The sequence below is a fragment of the Nonomuraea sp. NPDC049655 genome (assembly GCF_044465465.1).
In the GTDB taxonomy this organism is placed as follows: domain Bacteria; phylum Actinomycetota; class Actinomycetes; order Streptosporangiales; family Streptosporangiaceae; genus Nonomuraea.
On sequence record NZ_JBITLS010000004.1, the window covers coordinates 448217 to 461864 of the forward strand.

A 13648-nucleotide genomic window follows, 5' to 3' on the forward strand; every position below is an offset into this window, starting at 1 on the left:
GTCGTCCTGGCCGCGGCGGCGATCACTGGCCCGCCGATCGCCGCCACCCATCCGGGGACGAACGCCCTACACGTCCCGAACAGCTCGGACAACCTCGCTCAGCGGGCCCCCGCCGCCAGGCCGAGAAGCCGAGACCGCGCCGCGTCTCCGGCATCGCGACGGACGCTTTCGCGATCACCATGAACTGGGCGGCGGCGGGAACGTAAGATACGGGCAGGGGTATGCCGCGCGCGCGGGACGTCCGGATATTTGGCATGATCGGGATGTTGTCCGAAGTGATTGGCAGGTTGCCCAGGACGGGATGGAGACAGGCCGGGGTCGAAGGGATGATCCAGGCCGAGCTGAAGGCTCGTTCTACGCACAAGCCGCACATCAGGTTCGTGCGCAACACAAGGAGCGCAGCCATCCCTTGCTAGGCTGCATGTCAACCGTTGGGTCTCACCCCGGCAGGTGAGACCGTCGAAGAAGTGGGGTCACACCGTGAAGAAGCTGCTCGTTCTGGCGCTGGTCGCCCTTGGGGGATTGCTGATCTGGCGTAAGGTGCAGGCTGACCGCGCCGAGCTCGATCTCTGGACCGAGGCGACCGGCAGCGAGAACTAACCGACCGGCGAGGCGATGAGTGACGTCGTCCCCATCGAGCTGGCGTGCCTGGACCTGGCAGGCACCACAGTCGGTGACATCGCCATGGTCGAGCGCGCCTTCGCCGAGGCGATCGCCACCCAGGGCATAGTGCCCGGGACCGGAGCGTACGCGCGTGCCATGGTTCACGTGCACCGGTCCCGGGGCTGTCCCAAGATCGATGTCTTCCGGGGCATCTTCCCCGGCAACGAGGCCCAGGCCCAGGCGGCGAACCTGACGTTCGAGCGCTCCTACGAGGGTGCGCTGGAACGTGCCGGACTGGAGCCCATGCCCGGGGTCCTGGAGGCGCTCGACAAACTCCGCGGCACCGGGGTCAAGCTCGCCCTGATCACCGGGTTCAGCCGTACGACGCTCAGCCGCGTGCTCGGCGTCCTCGGCTGGCACGACAAGGTCGACCTCGCCATCTCCCCGGAGGACGCGGGCGGCCGCGGCCGTCCCTGGCCGGACATGGTCCTGCACGCCGTGCTGCGACTCGGCGTGGCGGACGTACGGCACGTGGCGGTCGTCGGCGACTCGGAGAGCGACATGCTCTGCGGGCGCCGGGCCGGGGCCTCCGTGGTGGCGGGGGTGATGACCGGCGTGCACAGCAGAGAACGGTTGCTCAAGGGCGGCGCCACGCACATCCTGGACTCCATCGCGGACTTCCCAGGCCTGGTGCTGAGCGACGACCTCGGGACGACGCGGGTGGCTTCCCCGGCCCGGTAAGCTATCTTCGTCGAAGGGGCCTTAGCTCAGTTGGCAGAGCGCCTGCTTTGCAAGCAGGATGTCAGGAGTTCGAATCTCCTAGGCTCCACCAGCCAAAACGCCGCTTCTCTGATCATGAGAAGCGGCGTTCGTGCCATTAATGTGCCATTAGCCTTTGGCGATCTTCTTTTGTTCGGCTTCTACGCGGGCGCTCAGCGCGTCGGCGATTCTCTGGTCCGCGTCGCGGGTGGCGTGCTGGTAGATCAGCGCCGCTCGGTCGCTGTCGTGTCCCATGCGCGCCTTAAGGTCGGCCAGGCTCGCCCCTGACTGGGCGGCCAAGGTGTTGCCGGTGTGGCGGAGATCGTGGAAGTGCAGGCCCTGTACGCCCATCTCCTTGAGCGCTTCCGCCCACTTGGCCTCGCGTCGGAAGTTGCCGCCTCTGAGGAAGGCCCCGCGCTTGCCGAGGAAGACGAAGGCGTCGTCCGGTGGGGCGACGTAGGTGGCCAGGTGTTCGGTCAGTACGGGGATGATGACTGCCGGGATGCTCACCCTTCGGCGTCCTGCTCGTGACTTGAGCGGGCCCAGGCGCATCTCGCCGCCGTCGAGTTCGATGAGTTGTTCTCGTACGTCCACGGTTCGGGTTTCGAGGTCGATGTTGTTGCGACGGAGAGCCGTCACCTCTCCCCAGCGCAGGCTGGCGAACGTGGCCAGCAGGACCAGGGCCTTGAAGCGCCGGTCTGCCATCCGGTCGGCCAGCTCGAAGACCTGGGTGACCGTCAGGACTGGGCGTTCCTGGGTGTGCTCGTTGTCCGCGCCCCTGATGCGGCATGGGTTGCGCGCGATCAGCTTGTCCTCCTCGACGGCCGTCATCAGCACGGCCCTTAGCAGGCGGTATGCCTTCGCTGTTGTGGAGACCGAGACGCCCTTGTCGATTAGGCCGGCCCGCCAGGAGCGGATCAGTGGGGTGGTCAGCTTGCCGACCGCCACTCCGCCGAGGCCCGGGATGAGGTGCCGTTCCAGCAGCCAGGAGTAGAGCTCCACGGTCTTGGGGCGTAGGCCGGGACGCTCCTTGAGCCACGTACGCGCGTAGTCGCCGAGGAGCACCTTGCCGCGGTCAGAGTCCGTCCAGTCCCCTGAGATCATCTGGGCTTCGATGAGTGTGAGCGCCCGGTCGGCGTCCGTCCTGGTGGGGTAGGTCGTCGAGCCGGTGTGCATCCTGCCGTCAGGGCCGGGATAGCGGATTTGGAAGCGTCCGGAAGGCAGCTTGCGGATGTTGCCGAAACGCCGGTGGCCGTCCTTGTTCGGCATCAGGCAGCCCTCCCTGACGGTGAGGCTGCATCGGTCACGCGCATGGGTTCGACGGTCCCGGCGATGACGTAGGCGATCAGGGCCGACTCCCGTATCCGGACGGGCCGGCCGAGCTTGACGAACTCGATGCGGCGTTCGGCGATCAGCCGCCGGACGAACCTGGGGGAGGTGTTGAGGAGTTCTGCTGCCTCCTCGACGTTGAGAAGCTTGTCCATCACGCTGCCTCCTCTCCGGTTGCCGAAAGATCTTGTCCGTTGGCTCTGGCCTCCAGTTCTCGCAGGTGGGCGCGCCAGCGCTGGCGTTCTGCGACGCTGCGCAGCAGTCGCATGCCGACCGGGGCGATGTCCGGGTCTCCCGGTCTGACTGGTCGCCAGACGTAGCGGTGTGGGTCGGTCGGCTCGTCGGCCTGGCCGAGGGCTTCCAGGACCCAGGTGCGGCGATCCTGCTTGTGTTCGGCGAGCGTCTTGTTCGACCACTTGCGGGAAACCAGGACGCGACGGCCCGCGTAACCGAGGTGTTCGGACTTGTGGGCCTTGCTGCGGCACCGGCCCGGTGTCATGCCGGGCTTGGCTCCCTTGGGCTGGACGCCGTACCGGAGCCAGTTCGGGCAGGTCGGTGAGCATGGCTCGTATCGCAGCGCCTCGACGAAGCGGGCGGTGTGGTGTCGCTGCGCTGGGTTGTCGAGGCCATCGCCGAGGCTCTTCGTGAGGTACTTGGACAGGTAGCGGATGCATTGGTCTGAGTCGGAAGTGCCAGCGAGCACGCCCTTGACGTCCACTTGGTCGCCGAAGCGGATCAAGTGCAGGGGCTTGGCGTCCTCGTCGGTGTCGAGCTGGTCGAGGGCCTGTTCCCAGGTTGGCAGGACCTCGCCGGTGTTGGGGTCGAGGTAGCCGGCCTCTTCCTCCCAGACGGGTAGGTGCTCGCCCTCGAAGCGCACCTCTTCTGCCTGTGGCCACCAGACTTGGTGGTAGGTGGCTGCGGCAATCTGCTTCACCTCCGCACGGGGTAGCGTGCCGCGGATTGCCATGTGTAGATGTGGGGCCAGGCGCTTCTGTGGCTCCACCGTGGCGAAGTACTGCACGTCATAGCCCGCCACGCGGCGAAGGTTCTGCACGAACCGATCGACCAGCTTGGAGAAGTGCAGGGCGTCGCGGGCGGCTCGCTGGTAGTCGTATGTCTCCGGATCGACCGGGACACCGTCGCGGACCTTCCCGTACGAAGGCAGGGTGAGGGTGACGAACAGGGAGGGCCGGTAGACCTTGCCGTCGCCGGCCTCGAAGGCGCGCCCAAGGGTGGTGCTGGCCATCTTGCGCTTGGGCAGGTTCGGAGCATCCTGTCGCCGTCTCGTAGAGCGGATGCGCTTGTTTGCCGTCCTGCCGACGACATTGCCACGCATGCCTGCCGCGTTGATCTCCTCGTCGAGGCCGGCGAGAACGGCGTCCCAGTCGCGGGTCTCCTCGCCTGCGAGTTCGGCTGTGTCTCGTCGTGCCTGCATGTCGGCTCGGAACTCGACCAGCCAGCGCTGTTCCTCGGTGGCCGCGTCGGGACTGATGACAGGCTCTTCGGAGAGGTGCCAGCCTTCACGGCACTGGGCCATCCGGAGTTGTCGGTTGCGCTTGGCGCAGGAGGGGCACTTGCTCTCCAGTGTCGCCCCGCACGGGACATCGATGACCTCGTCCTTGCCTGTGACCAGGTCGAGCCGCCGCAGGGCAACGGGACGGATGCAGACGCCGTGCAGCTTGGCGACCTCTTCGGCGACCTCGCGGGCGAGCGGTTGCGCCATCCGGATCTTCCGAGGAACCGAGCGGCGAGCCGCCTCTCCCCGGATCTCCGCCGGGTGCTGTGGACTGTTCAATGGGCCTCCTCTCCGTACGCGGTGACCATGTCGCGGATGTCCTCGTCGGAGACGTAGGCCGCACGGACCCTCAGAGGGTCGGGTGAGGTCTCCAGCCGGACGTAGCCGACGCCAGCGCCCACCTCGGGCCTGGGGGAGATCTGGTCGGCAAGTGCTCCCCTGTCACGTGCGCCGTCGCCGAGGACCATGTCCACCTGTTCCGACTCGTCCAGGCGGAGGGCGATCTTGTCGGGGAAGAGGTTGCGGATGTTCATGACCTCCTTGCGCGGGTCCTGGAGCGCCGCGAGGATTCCGACGCCGACCGCGCGGCCTTGAGTGGTGAGCGTGGCCAGCGCTGCGGAGATGCGGCGTCGTAGCTCTTTGTCATGCTGGTAGGCGGTGAGGAACGCCACCTCGTCGACGACGACCAGGACGAACGGGTCGTCCACAGTGGGTGTGTGTGATCTGCGGTGGCCGGCGAAGCGAGCGGCCCGGGACTGCATGACCTTGACGGCGTCGTCGAGCAGGTCCGCGCAGTCGCTGGGGTCAGCGGCGTATCGGGAGCCGAAGAGCGTGCGGCCGAAGGACAGCTCCATCAGCTTGGGGTCGATCGCCCAGATCTCGACCAGCCCTGCCCGTACGGCCGGGAGCAGTCCACGGATCGCGGACCAGATGATCGACCCCTTGCCGGCCCCTGTCGCGCCGGCGACCAGGACGTGAGTGCCATGCACCTTGAGCAGCCACGGCTGCCCGTCCTCCTGCTTGCCGATCTCGATTGGTCCGACAGAGGCTGTCTCGTGAATCGGAACGGCAGGCAGGGGAGTGGCGAGCGGATCGTGTCGTGGAAAGGTGAGCTGTAGCCGGCCACCCTCCATGACTGAAATGCGGCAGGAACTCGCGCCGAACCCACAGGCGAGGTTGTCCGTACGGTCGGCCCAGTCCTTGACCGCCTGGCCGGAGAGCATGCGGACGGTCATCAGGTCGGCCCACGAGGTACAGGTGACCTTGCCGAGCTTGGGCAGGTAGTCACGTCCCCGGATGTGCCTGCCGAGGCCGGAGACGATCATCACCGGCTGCCAGTGCCGCCGGTACACCGCGATCAGTCGCCACCAGGCGAGCAGCCGCCAGCCGATCCAGCGCATGAAGGTCGGCCGGTCGAGGATGGCCCAGCTGACGATCCCGACGAGCGCCGGGGTGACGAGGAGCAGCGCGGTCCGCCAGCCGTACAGCACCGACAGGGCGCACGGGACCGTGACGGCCAGCACGGCGACCGGATGCCGCCACACGGTGAGGACCAGGCTCACGACGGCGCGCCAGCCGAGGACGATGAAGGTGATGATCGCGGGTGTCTTGACGACGGCGGGCTTGAACACGACCGCCGTGTCCGGGGTGGTGGAAACGATGCGTGACGGCTCTTCGCCGGGCATCTTCTTGAACATTAGGCTGGAGTCCTTCCAAGCATGTGGAGTGTGCGGAAGATCGAGGGGCCGCCGGAAGTAGCCGCTTCCTGCGGCCCCGTCTTGCATGTCAGGCCGCCACGCCGCGCCGGTGGATGCGCTCGATGCACCTGGCGAAGTCCTGGGCCTGTCGGGCGAGCTTGCGCGCGAACTCGACGTCGGCCGCCGTGACCTTGTCCGTCGAGCCCGTGGTGACCTGTACCTGAACCAGCCCGAAGGCCAGAGCCAGGACGGGTGTCCGCAGCGGGTAGGCGTGGTTCTTCGCATCGGCGCCGGAGCCGGTGTTGAGGGTGATCACGCCTGTCGGGCGTGCCTGTACTCGCCGCCCCATCAGGCAGCGTCCTTCGTGGTGGCAGGCTTACCCACCGGCCGGGGAGCCCGCATCTCTCGGACCCGGATCGAGTAGGCGAGCCGTCCGTTGCCGTTGACGTACGGGGTGACCGTCATCTGGTCGAACTCGACCGGAGTGAACGGCAACCCCGGCATCGCGGGCAGGGGAGCCGGCTGAACCGGGCTGAGGATCTTCACCGCCAGCGTCTTCTGTGCGGCCTTGAGCGACGGGTCCGCGTCCATGACCGAGACCTGCCAGACCAGCTCAGCGGTCTGCTTGTCCCGGGCCTGCACGAAGCGCCCGTTCGTCGAAGCGTCGAAGTCCTTGACCGGCTCGACGTCCCCGACGATGTAGCAGCCGTACGGGAAGACCATGTCGAACGTCACGGGGATCGGTCCCTGAAGTGCCATCGTCCACCACCTCCTTCGTCTCCCCCTCTAGACAGTTGCGATCGGCTCGCTGTGCGGAGCTGTCTAGGGGGCTATGCAGAGGACGATAGCCAGAGTCTCCCCAAACTGTCTAGGGGGGTAAACGCTAATGGGCGTGTTTTCGGAATGACGATTGGAGTGCTGCGGCGAAATGGCCGAAATTACCGCGATGTCCATTGGTCTTGTGCTGGGATTATGCCCGTTGTGTCTTGTGTTGAGGCAGCTCTCCGTAAATGACAGAAAGGTGCGCCATTAATGGTGCTTCGTGGGCCCAGCCCAAGCCAGCAGCATGTCGTCGAGGACGCCGAACAAGCCTACGCAGAGGGGCGGCAGATCTTCGTCGCCCGGTTCAGCGCCCCTCTGGACAGGGCACCGCAAGGCAGAAGCCTCCCCGTGATCAGTTCGATCATTGAGGCGATCGAGGCTCAGGGGTGGCACTTGGAGCACATGGCCACCAGCGTCCTGGTGGCCGCCCTCAACCACCATGACAACGTCACATGCCTACTCCGTCGAAGTGAATGAGAGGTGAGCGGCGGTGGCGTCGTCGTAGGTCTTGCCGCGGGGCCAGCGTTCGCCGTGCGGGTCTGAGTGTTCGGCGGCCCGGACTTGGGTGATGAAGTTCGCCGGCCCGTGCTGGTCGAGTGTGTCCAGGGCTTCGCGCCAGGTGGCCAGGTGGAAGCGGTCGACGAGGCGGGAGACGCCGTCACTGAGCAGGGCGGCTGCGCGTACTCGGTCGGCGGGCATGCTGCCGGTGAGGGCCTGGTCGGCGGCGAGGGGGTCAGTGGCGGCCACCCAGAAACCGCCGTCACGGTTGCGGTGGGAGCGCAGGGTCTCGACGTAGCGTCGGTGGGCCAAGACGTGTGCGTCGCTGCCGGAGTCGAGGGCGTCCATCTCGGCCCGGTAGTGGGCGCCTACCTGGGCTTCCCGGTCGTCGCAGATGACCGTCGGGTCTGGGGTGCCGGTGATGTCCAGGACGAGGACGGAGTCGGCCAGGACGAGCCATTCGATCAGCTCGTTCCTGCGGCGGAGCATGATGACGGTGGCTGAGGGGGAGCCGGGATGGTTCAGGTCGCAGGTGTCGTCGTGGAGTGAGCTGACCGCCTTGATCGCTTCGGCCAGCAGTTCAGGCAGAGGATTGGGACTCTGGCTGATCGAGGCGATGAGGGAGGAGCCAAGGGTGCGCGAGTACCAGGCCACGCCGTGGAAGCAGCCAGAGTCCGAGCCAGGCGGGGTGCCTGCGCCGTCGAGGAGTACGGCGGCATCCGGGGTGGCGGCGACGAAGTCCTCGTTCGGCCGGCCTGGGGCTGCTTGGGTGGCGAAGGTGACCCGCACCGCTTACTCCTCTTCGTGCCGGTAGAGCGGGCTCGCCAGCTCGGCCTTGATGGGCTCGCCTGTTGACGGGTCGTACTCGACGCTGACCACCGTGGAGAAGCGCTTGTCGCCGACCTGTCCCCACAGGGTCGCGATCTCGGTCTGGAGGAGCTGCACCACGCCGAGCGAGCCTTGGGGGTGGATGCCGGTGAAGATGAGCAGGTTGCCGTTGTTGTCCGGCCGTGCGAGCCGCCCGAGGTAGGCATAGTCGACGGGCCGGGCCGGTTCGCTGTCGGAGCCGGAACGGTAGATCGTGTCCGTACGGGTGTCGTGCAGCGTCCACACGTCGTCCTTGACCCACTTCAAAACTGGGTCGGACTCGTACAGCTCACCTGTGACAGGGGAGAGGCGAGGGCCGCAGAGAACCATGAGGTTCGGCCGGTTGAGGTTGAGTTCGCCGTTGAGGGGGACGTGTTCCAGCTCCATCGCCAGGTCGAAGCCGCGGACGAGGTCTTCAAGGCGCTTGGCTGCGGTGACGTCTTCCATCGCGACCACGGGACGGGCGTTGTTCGCCTCGCGCTTGAGGGGGATGGCCAGGGTGACGGTGCCCGTTCCGAGAAAGGCGCCCTCAGGTGCCGGCCCGGTGTGGCGGATCTGGTGGATGCGTCCCCGGGTGAGTCCGGCTTCCTTGGCGATCTGCGCGTACGACAGGCCCTGAGCGTGGAGGTCCTGGATCACGCGGCGACGCAGCCGGGCCAGTTCGGTGACCTCCTGCTGTGCAGCGTTGAGGCGTTCGGTCGCGACCCGCAGCAGTTGGAACGGGTCTTCGATCGCGGCAATGCGATCCACGTCGCTCGGCGGCACAGGTCCCCCCTTGATCACTACACGTGAGTCTAGGCCTCTAGACGGTTTGCCGTCTATCCCCCTCGACAGAACGAAGTGTAGTGGTTCGCCGGTTTTGGAACTGACTGCACGAATCGCTGATCGCCGGTTAGGGACGCCTCTCGGGCTCATCGTGCCAGGCCCGTGAGCAGTGCGTGCCACATCGTGTGGGCTTGGGCGAGCCGCACTCGGCGGGTCTCCGCCACGACCAGGTCCTCGCCTTGAGTGACGCGCCGGACGAAGCCCAACCCGCCGACCTGGCACAGTTCGTAGTAGACGCTCCGACAGGCACAGGTCCAGTCGGTGACGCGACACGGTTCATCCCGCCGAGACGGATACCAGGTGAGCTTTGCGCAGGCACCTTGTGGCAACGGTACGTGGGGCGACATGCAGGGGCTCATGAGCAGGAAGCCGTCTGTGGCTGGTACCGCAACACCGCCCAGACCGTCCGCCCACCGTCATCACCCCAGACGCCCCAGTCGAGCGCCAGAGCGGAGACGAGCAGCAGGCCACGCCCGCCCTCCGCTCCCATGGACGGGCAGAAGACCGCTGGGGAAGATGGCCCTCCCTCGTCGTGGACGCCGAGCCAGAGCCGGTCCGGATGAGCTTGGACGGTGACCAGGAACCGGCCGCCGAAGCGTCCGCTCGCGGAGTGTCGTATCGCGTTCGTGGCCAGCTCGCTGACGACAAGCTCTGCCTCGTCGATGGTCGGGGAGCCTTGCAGGAGCGCGGTGACGAACCGCCGTGCTTCCGTGATGGATGGGGCGGAGCCGAGGAAGTAGCGGGAGAAGCGCCAAGCCGACATGAAAGAGCTCCGTCGTCTAGGGGGCTATACATCGGATGGCGCCAGAGTATGAGCGACCCTAGAACTGTCTCAAGCTATTCGACGCATAAATGCGTCACTTCTCAAGCCGCTTGACTAGCTCCCGGTAGTCATCGGCGATGGTTCGCAGTAGTTCGCGGAGTTCGTCCCCGTAAACAGCCACACCAGCGAACGCCTCGAACGTCTGGAGATGAGCGGCCAGCTCCGCGGGATCGGTCAGAGTCAGATCCCCGGTCAAGCTCTCCACCACGCTCACAGTCCCGTCATAGATCGTGAACCCATGTAGCGGAAACGTCGGCACCTGCACCGACCACGGCACAACCCCGAGCGCCACATGCGAGAGCGTGGACACCTGAGCTAACCGATCAAGCTGCGCCAGCATCAACGACGGCGGCCCTGGCCACGTCCGCACAGCGCCCTCGGTCAGCACAAGAGAGAACTCCCGACCTGCATCGAAGAGCACGGCCTGAGCTTCCACCCGCACAGCCGCCGCTTTGGCGACATCGCCCGCCTCGACGTCACGTCCCACAGCAAGCGCCAGACGCGCGTACTCCGCCGTCTGCAAGAGAGCTGGAATCACGGCCGCTTGGAAGCACGCAAGTTGCCGGCCTGTCCTCAGCCGTGCAGAGTTCGCTGCCTCACGGCCAGCCAGCCCACCCTTCAACTGGGAGACCTCTTCACGAAGCCGAAGAAGAAGAGCATCGAGCTCAGCTTGACCGGCACCGTCCAAGCCAAGTGCAGCGACCAGGCGCTCCACTGTCTCGGGCGTCGGAAGCAGCTGCCCAGTCTCAATCCGAGAAATCGTAGGCTGCGCCACCTGCGCCCGTACTGCGAGATCCTTACCGGTGAGGCCAGCCTCCCGCCGAAGCCTCCGAAGCAAATCACCCAGCGCTCTCAACCGACCCCGCCGCTCATCCACAGGGAGCGTTCTACCACCTGCCCGGCTCGAAGCGCCGACACAAGCGCGGATGAGCACTATCTCCTACAGAGGACAAGGGCTGCGCCGCTTGCGACGTCCCGGCCGTAGTCGGCGATCACTGGCCGCGCTGCGACTCTCCGGCGGGTCACGGCCAACGTCGCCACGCGCCATTCAACCGGCCTTCCGCCGTCTAGTTATCTAGAAGACAGGTAGTATTGTGGCATTCTATTTCCTAGGTAGATGCTCGGACACCCAGCGGCGATCGACTGTAGAGCCCGGCCTCAGCACTTCATAGTCCAGCACATATTCAGGCCCTTGCGGGTTTAAACCAGCGTATTTTTCATCAGGCGCGCAGCCGTCTGCCCACGGGGTTGGAAGACGAGGCCCCTTGGGGGTAATAAACTCTAGAGGATTATGATCTGGATGATGGAAGACATGGGTGTCAGCAGCATCGTAGATAACTTGGGTTACGAAGAGGCCAACCGCGCCATCAAGCTTCAATAGATGATCAAAACGCTTTCTTTGATCAGCCTGCGTCGCTTGATGCGGAAGTATAAGGAGGCGATGAGAGTCTAGCGGCAAAATGATATCCCAGTAAGCTGCTGCAAGAAGCTGATTCTCAGCATCTTGGCCATTAAGGATCACTACAGGTACATCGCTAGTAAGTAGGCATGCGTCACTAAATCCCAGACCCCACGGCCTGTAGTAAATAATTGATGCCAACGCAGCCAGCTGCTCCGCCATGAAGCGGAGATGGGTGTTATTGGCCGCAAAAGACGTAATACTCTTTGGCGTTGGCACTTCTCCGGCAGGCTCAATATGTGCAAGCCGCTTTCGTTGTCTCTTGGTTCGCAGAATCTGTGCAGCTATCCACCAGGCAAGACTAGCGCGATCCTTTTCTCCCAGCGGCCAGCGTCGTGGAAGAGCAAAGCTGCAGTCGTCTAGCATCATGCTAAACGTTTTAGTCGACTCATTTTCGATCTTCCAAAGCAGTTTCTCCATGTCGTGGTGCGCAACACCCTCCGGAGTCTCCCCCCAATAGAAGCCATTTACTGCAGCTATATTTTTGATATTGGTTACAAAAGCTTTCGATAGATCGCTGAGAGGAATTGCTGCAAGGAAGTTGCCGCGACCTCGCCGGGTTTCAGCGAAACGCTTAAGATACATTTGTGGTACCGTGTGATCGTTCGTCGACATCTACAACTCCTTCGCAAGTGGCCTTATCTCAGTCGATCGTATTCGTAGGCAGGCTGGCCGCGCTGACACGATCCTTGTTGCGGAATAGCGTCAGCATAGGCGCATGCCGTCTGTCTACGTTTGCCTCTCTTAGTCATCTTAGTGGCTAGCGGGGCGCACATTTAACTGCCCGTTCTGCGTGCACTACTTCGGCACAACTGCTACTCACATACACCAGCCACGACTTCATTCATTAAGCAGAGATCGCCGGAGCTTCGAAGCGCAGGGGCCAGCCTGCCGCGCCGCTTCCGGTGCTCGGGCCTGGCGGCCCTGTGCTCCGGGTCGGCTTGCCACCGGATACGCGGGTTGCTGTGGTCTGCTGTACAGAAGGGAAGTACAGCAACGCCGCCTCACGTAGCCTGACCGTCCTGTACGGCGTCGCACGGTTGAGCAGCAGAGTCGGCCCTCGATGACGGTCCTCCGCTTCACTCGTGATGAAGTGATCGGGTTGGGCCCTTACGATTGCCCGCTTCTGGTTTCAGTAACGGCGGTTTGGGGCGATCGGCTAACACAGCCTTCCTTCGTCGGCCTTGCCGCCGGGTGCATGTGGCCGAGGTGGCAGCCCGACGGCAACGCCTCTACAAGCCGACGCATCCACGCCTCATCCACACGCGCCTGACCACAAACTCGATCAGCCAAACAGAAAATGTGGTTTCCGAGAATCGACCTAGGATCTGACTCAAGGTGCGAACATTCATTATGTACGCGTCTTCCGAAATAGACGGAACCCGACGGACATGAGAGGCGGTATCACGCCGGCTACGAAACCCGCATACAACCCAAGCAAAAAAAGAACTCGCTGTCCGGCCTCTTCAACCACGGTGTCGACGGTTGAACCTTCAGCCCTAATAAGGCCAGCGTCTTCTTGGAACCATAAAAACTGCCCGGCTTGGACGAGGTCCGGCGCTATACTCTCAATTCGAGATTGAACTGGTATTTTGCCATAATCTATAGATAAATCTAGTCTTTGCGGAACAAATCCCTTCACCTCTTTGGTTATGTCGAATTCAATTTGCCTGCCATCCAGGGAGCGTGGGAGGTATGTGGTGCCAACCGCGGGCAGAGAAAAATATGTACGCTTGCCTGCAGTGGAGGATACTATCGCTTTGATGCGAGAGGTGGTTACGGACGCCCATGCGGACCCGATGCTGTTGGTTTTTATAATTCCGCGGATGATCTGTGCGCGAGGGTCGGTGCCTGAGATAGGAGGCCACGAATCAGCAAGGGGGATCCATGCGCACGAATATTGCTTCACCTCTGATGTTACGTACGCGTGGCTGCTGGGGCAACCGTTCTCGCGAGGTATCAGTTCACCGCCTTGGAAGTGCTCTAGATATTGAGCGCCCCCAGTTAGCAGTAAGGTAAACCCTATTCCCTTGCGTGCAGCCTTGCCCTCGAGAGTAATATGATAGTCCGCTTTCACGCCATAGTCGTCCTCTTTGAATGCGACTTTTAGATAAGCCGAAACGTTGGGTTCGTCGAAATATAGGCGAGCCTCTCCTTGTTCTGAGATTGGAGAAGGAGTGGCGGAGATTTCTTGAAATTTTTTATAGGCAACGAATAGGCCTCCCGAAAGTCCGGTCGCGATCGCGGTGATCGCAAGCATGCCAACATATGGCGCTACCGCCCTTCGTCGAGTTCGACGACCGCGATCCGTGCCGATGGAAGCTTGCTTGGTGTAGATTTTTCGCGCACGCTTTAAGCGATAGAGAATAAGTGCTAGGAGTATCAGATGCCTCAATTATCGCCTCAGCTCACTCTTGGATTCAACGCTTATTGCCAGGCCGAATGCGTCT

General features: G+C 63.7%; 14 protein-coding genes and 1 tRNA gene. 3 read left to right on the forward strand and 12 right to left on the reverse strand.

Annotation, left to right across the window (positions count from 1 at the left end; translation table 11 throughout):
* Positions 1 to 480: 480 nt before the first annotated feature.
* The 3 genes from ACIBQ6_RS16080 (at position 481) to ACIBQ6_RS16090 (ending at position 1435) form a co-directional block, all read left to right on the forward strand.
* The gene (locus tag ACIBQ6_RS16080; protein ID WP_013130296.1) at positions 481 to 600 is read left to right on the forward strand and encodes a DLW-39 family protein; all 120 of its coding nucleotides are present in this window, start codon (positions 481 to 483) and stop codon (positions 598 to 600) included.
* A 15-nt stretch (positions 601 to 615) separates the two neighbouring features.
* Entirely contained in the window at positions 616 to 1344 is a 729-nt protein-coding gene (locus ACIBQ6_RS16085) for an HAD-IA family hydrolase (RefSeq protein ID WP_358291150.1), read from the forward strand.
* 15 nt (positions 1345 to 1359) lie between these two features.
* Positions 1360 to 1435 (forward strand) — tRNA-Ala (locus ACIBQ6_RS16090).
* 56 nt (positions 1436 to 1491) lie between these two features.
* Here the strand turns inward: ACIBQ6_RS16090 and ACIBQ6_RS16095 are convergent.
* The 12 genes from ACIBQ6_RS16095 to ACIBQ6_RS16150 all read right to left on the reverse strand — a co-directional run bounded on the left by ACIBQ6_RS16095 (position 1492) and on the right by ACIBQ6_RS16150 (position 13458).
* The gene (locus ACIBQ6_RS16095; RefSeq protein WP_397212611.1) at positions 1492 to 2631 is read right to left on the reverse strand and encodes a tyrosine-type recombinase/integrase; all 1140 of its coding nucleotides are present in this window, start codon (positions 2629 to 2631) and stop codon (positions 1492 to 1494) included.
* On the reverse strand, positions 2631 to 2846 hold the full coding sequence (locus ACIBQ6_RS16100) for a helix-turn-helix domain-containing protein (RefSeq protein WP_397212613.1): 216 nt from the start codon (positions 2844 to 2846) through the stop codon (positions 2631 to 2633). The genes ACIBQ6_RS16095 and ACIBQ6_RS16100 overlap by 1 nt, the downstream gene beginning before the upstream one ends.
* On the reverse strand, positions 2846 to 4414 hold the full coding sequence (locus tag ACIBQ6_RS16105; protein ID WP_397212615.1) for a replication initiator: 1569 nt from the start codon (positions 4412 to 4414) through the stop codon (positions 2846 to 2848). Before ACIBQ6_RS16105 ends, ACIBQ6_RS16100 begins: the two co-directional genes overlap by 1 nt.
* Positions 4415 to 4482: 68 nt before the next feature.
* A complete protein-coding gene (locus ACIBQ6_RS16110; RefSeq protein WP_397212843.1) occupies positions 4483 to 5904 on the reverse strand; it encodes an FtsK/SpoIIIE domain-containing protein in 1422 nt (473 codons plus the stop codon).
* A gap of 88 nt (positions 5905 to 5992) precedes the next feature.
* Positions 5993 to 6220: a hypothetical protein gene (locus tag ACIBQ6_RS16115; RefSeq protein ID WP_387659490.1), complete on the reverse strand. Its 228-nt coding sequence runs from the start codon at positions 6218 to 6220 to the stop codon at positions 5993 to 5995.
* A gap of 32 nt (positions 6221 to 6252) precedes the next feature.
* Positions 6253 to 6663, reverse strand: coding sequence for a plasmid replication, integration and excision activator (locus tag ACIBQ6_RS16120; protein WP_358012012.1), 411 nt, complete (start codon positions 6661 to 6663; stop codon positions 6253 to 6255).
* A 519-nt stretch (positions 6664 to 7182) separates the two neighbouring features.
* A complete protein-coding gene (locus ACIBQ6_RS16125; protein ID WP_397212617.1) occupies positions 7183 to 8013 on the reverse strand; it encodes a protein phosphatase 2C domain-containing protein in 831 nt (276 codons plus the stop codon).
* Between the two features lie 3 nt (positions 8014 to 8016).
* Positions 8017 to 8856 carry a sigma factor-like helix-turn-helix DNA-binding protein gene (locus tag ACIBQ6_RS16130; protein WP_397212619.1) on the reverse strand — a complete coding sequence of 280 codons (840 nt, stop codon included), beginning with the start codon at positions 8854 to 8856 and terminating at the stop codon, positions 8017 to 8019.
* A 415-nt stretch (positions 8857 to 9271) separates the two neighbouring features.
* Positions 9272 to 9679: an ATP-binding protein gene (locus ACIBQ6_RS16135; protein WP_397212621.1), complete on the reverse strand. Its 408-nt coding sequence runs from the start codon at positions 9677 to 9679 to the stop codon at positions 9272 to 9274.
* Between the two features lie 94 nt (positions 9680 to 9773).
* Entirely contained in the window at positions 9774 to 10616 is an 843-nt protein-coding gene (locus ACIBQ6_RS16140; protein ID WP_397212623.1) for a helix-turn-helix domain-containing protein, read from the reverse strand.
* Between the two features lie 225 nt (positions 10617 to 10841).
* Positions 10842 to 11813 (reverse strand): DUF4238 domain-containing protein, encoded by a 972-nt coding sequence (locus tag ACIBQ6_RS16145; RefSeq protein ID WP_397212625.1) that lies wholly within the window; start codon positions 11811 to 11813, stop codon positions 10842 to 10844.
* A gap of 736 nt (positions 11814 to 12549) precedes the next feature.
* Positions 12550 to 13458 carry a hypothetical protein gene (locus ACIBQ6_RS16150; RefSeq protein WP_397212627.1) on the reverse strand — a complete coding sequence of 303 codons (909 nt, stop codon included), beginning with the start codon at positions 13456 to 13458 and terminating at the stop codon, positions 12550 to 12552.
* Positions 13459 to 13648 lie beyond the last annotated feature (190 nt).

Coding starts and splice junctions, on each gene's coding strand:
- ACIBQ6_RS16145 (WP_397212625.1), bottom strand. CDS start 11,813: ATGTCGACGAACGATCACACGGTACCACAAATGTATCTTAAGCGTTTC.
- ACIBQ6_RS16095 (WP_397212611.1), bottom strand. CDS start 2,631: ATGCCGAACAAGGACGGCCACCGGCGTTTCGGCAACATCCGCAAGCTG.
- ACIBQ6_RS16150 (WP_397212627.1), bottom strand. CDS start 13,458: ATGCTTGCGATCACCGCGATCGCGACCGGACTTTCGGGAGGCCTATTC.
- ACIBQ6_RS16120 (WP_358012012.1), bottom strand. CDS start 6,663: ATGGCACTTCAGGGACCGATCCCCGTGACGTTCGACATGGTCTTCCCG.
- ACIBQ6_RS16100 (WP_397212613.1), bottom strand. CDS start 2,846: ATGGACAAGCTTCTCAACGTCGAGGAGGCAGCAGAACTCCTCAACACC.
- ACIBQ6_RS16110 (WP_397212843.1), bottom strand. CDS start 5,904: ATGTTCAAGAAGATGCCCGGCGAAGAGCCGTCACGCATCGTTTCCACC.
- ACIBQ6_RS16105 (WP_397212615.1), bottom strand. CDS start 4,414: ATGGCGCAACCGCTCGCCCGCGAGGTCGCCGAAGAGGTCGCCAAGCTG.
- ACIBQ6_RS16135 (WP_397212621.1), bottom strand. CDS start 9,679: ATGTCGGCTTGGCGCTTCTCCCGCTACTTCCTCGGCTCCGCCCCATCC.
- ACIBQ6_RS16085 (WP_358291150.1), top strand. CDS start 616: ATGAGTGACGTCGTCCCCATCGAGCTGGCGTGCCTGGACCTGGCAGGC.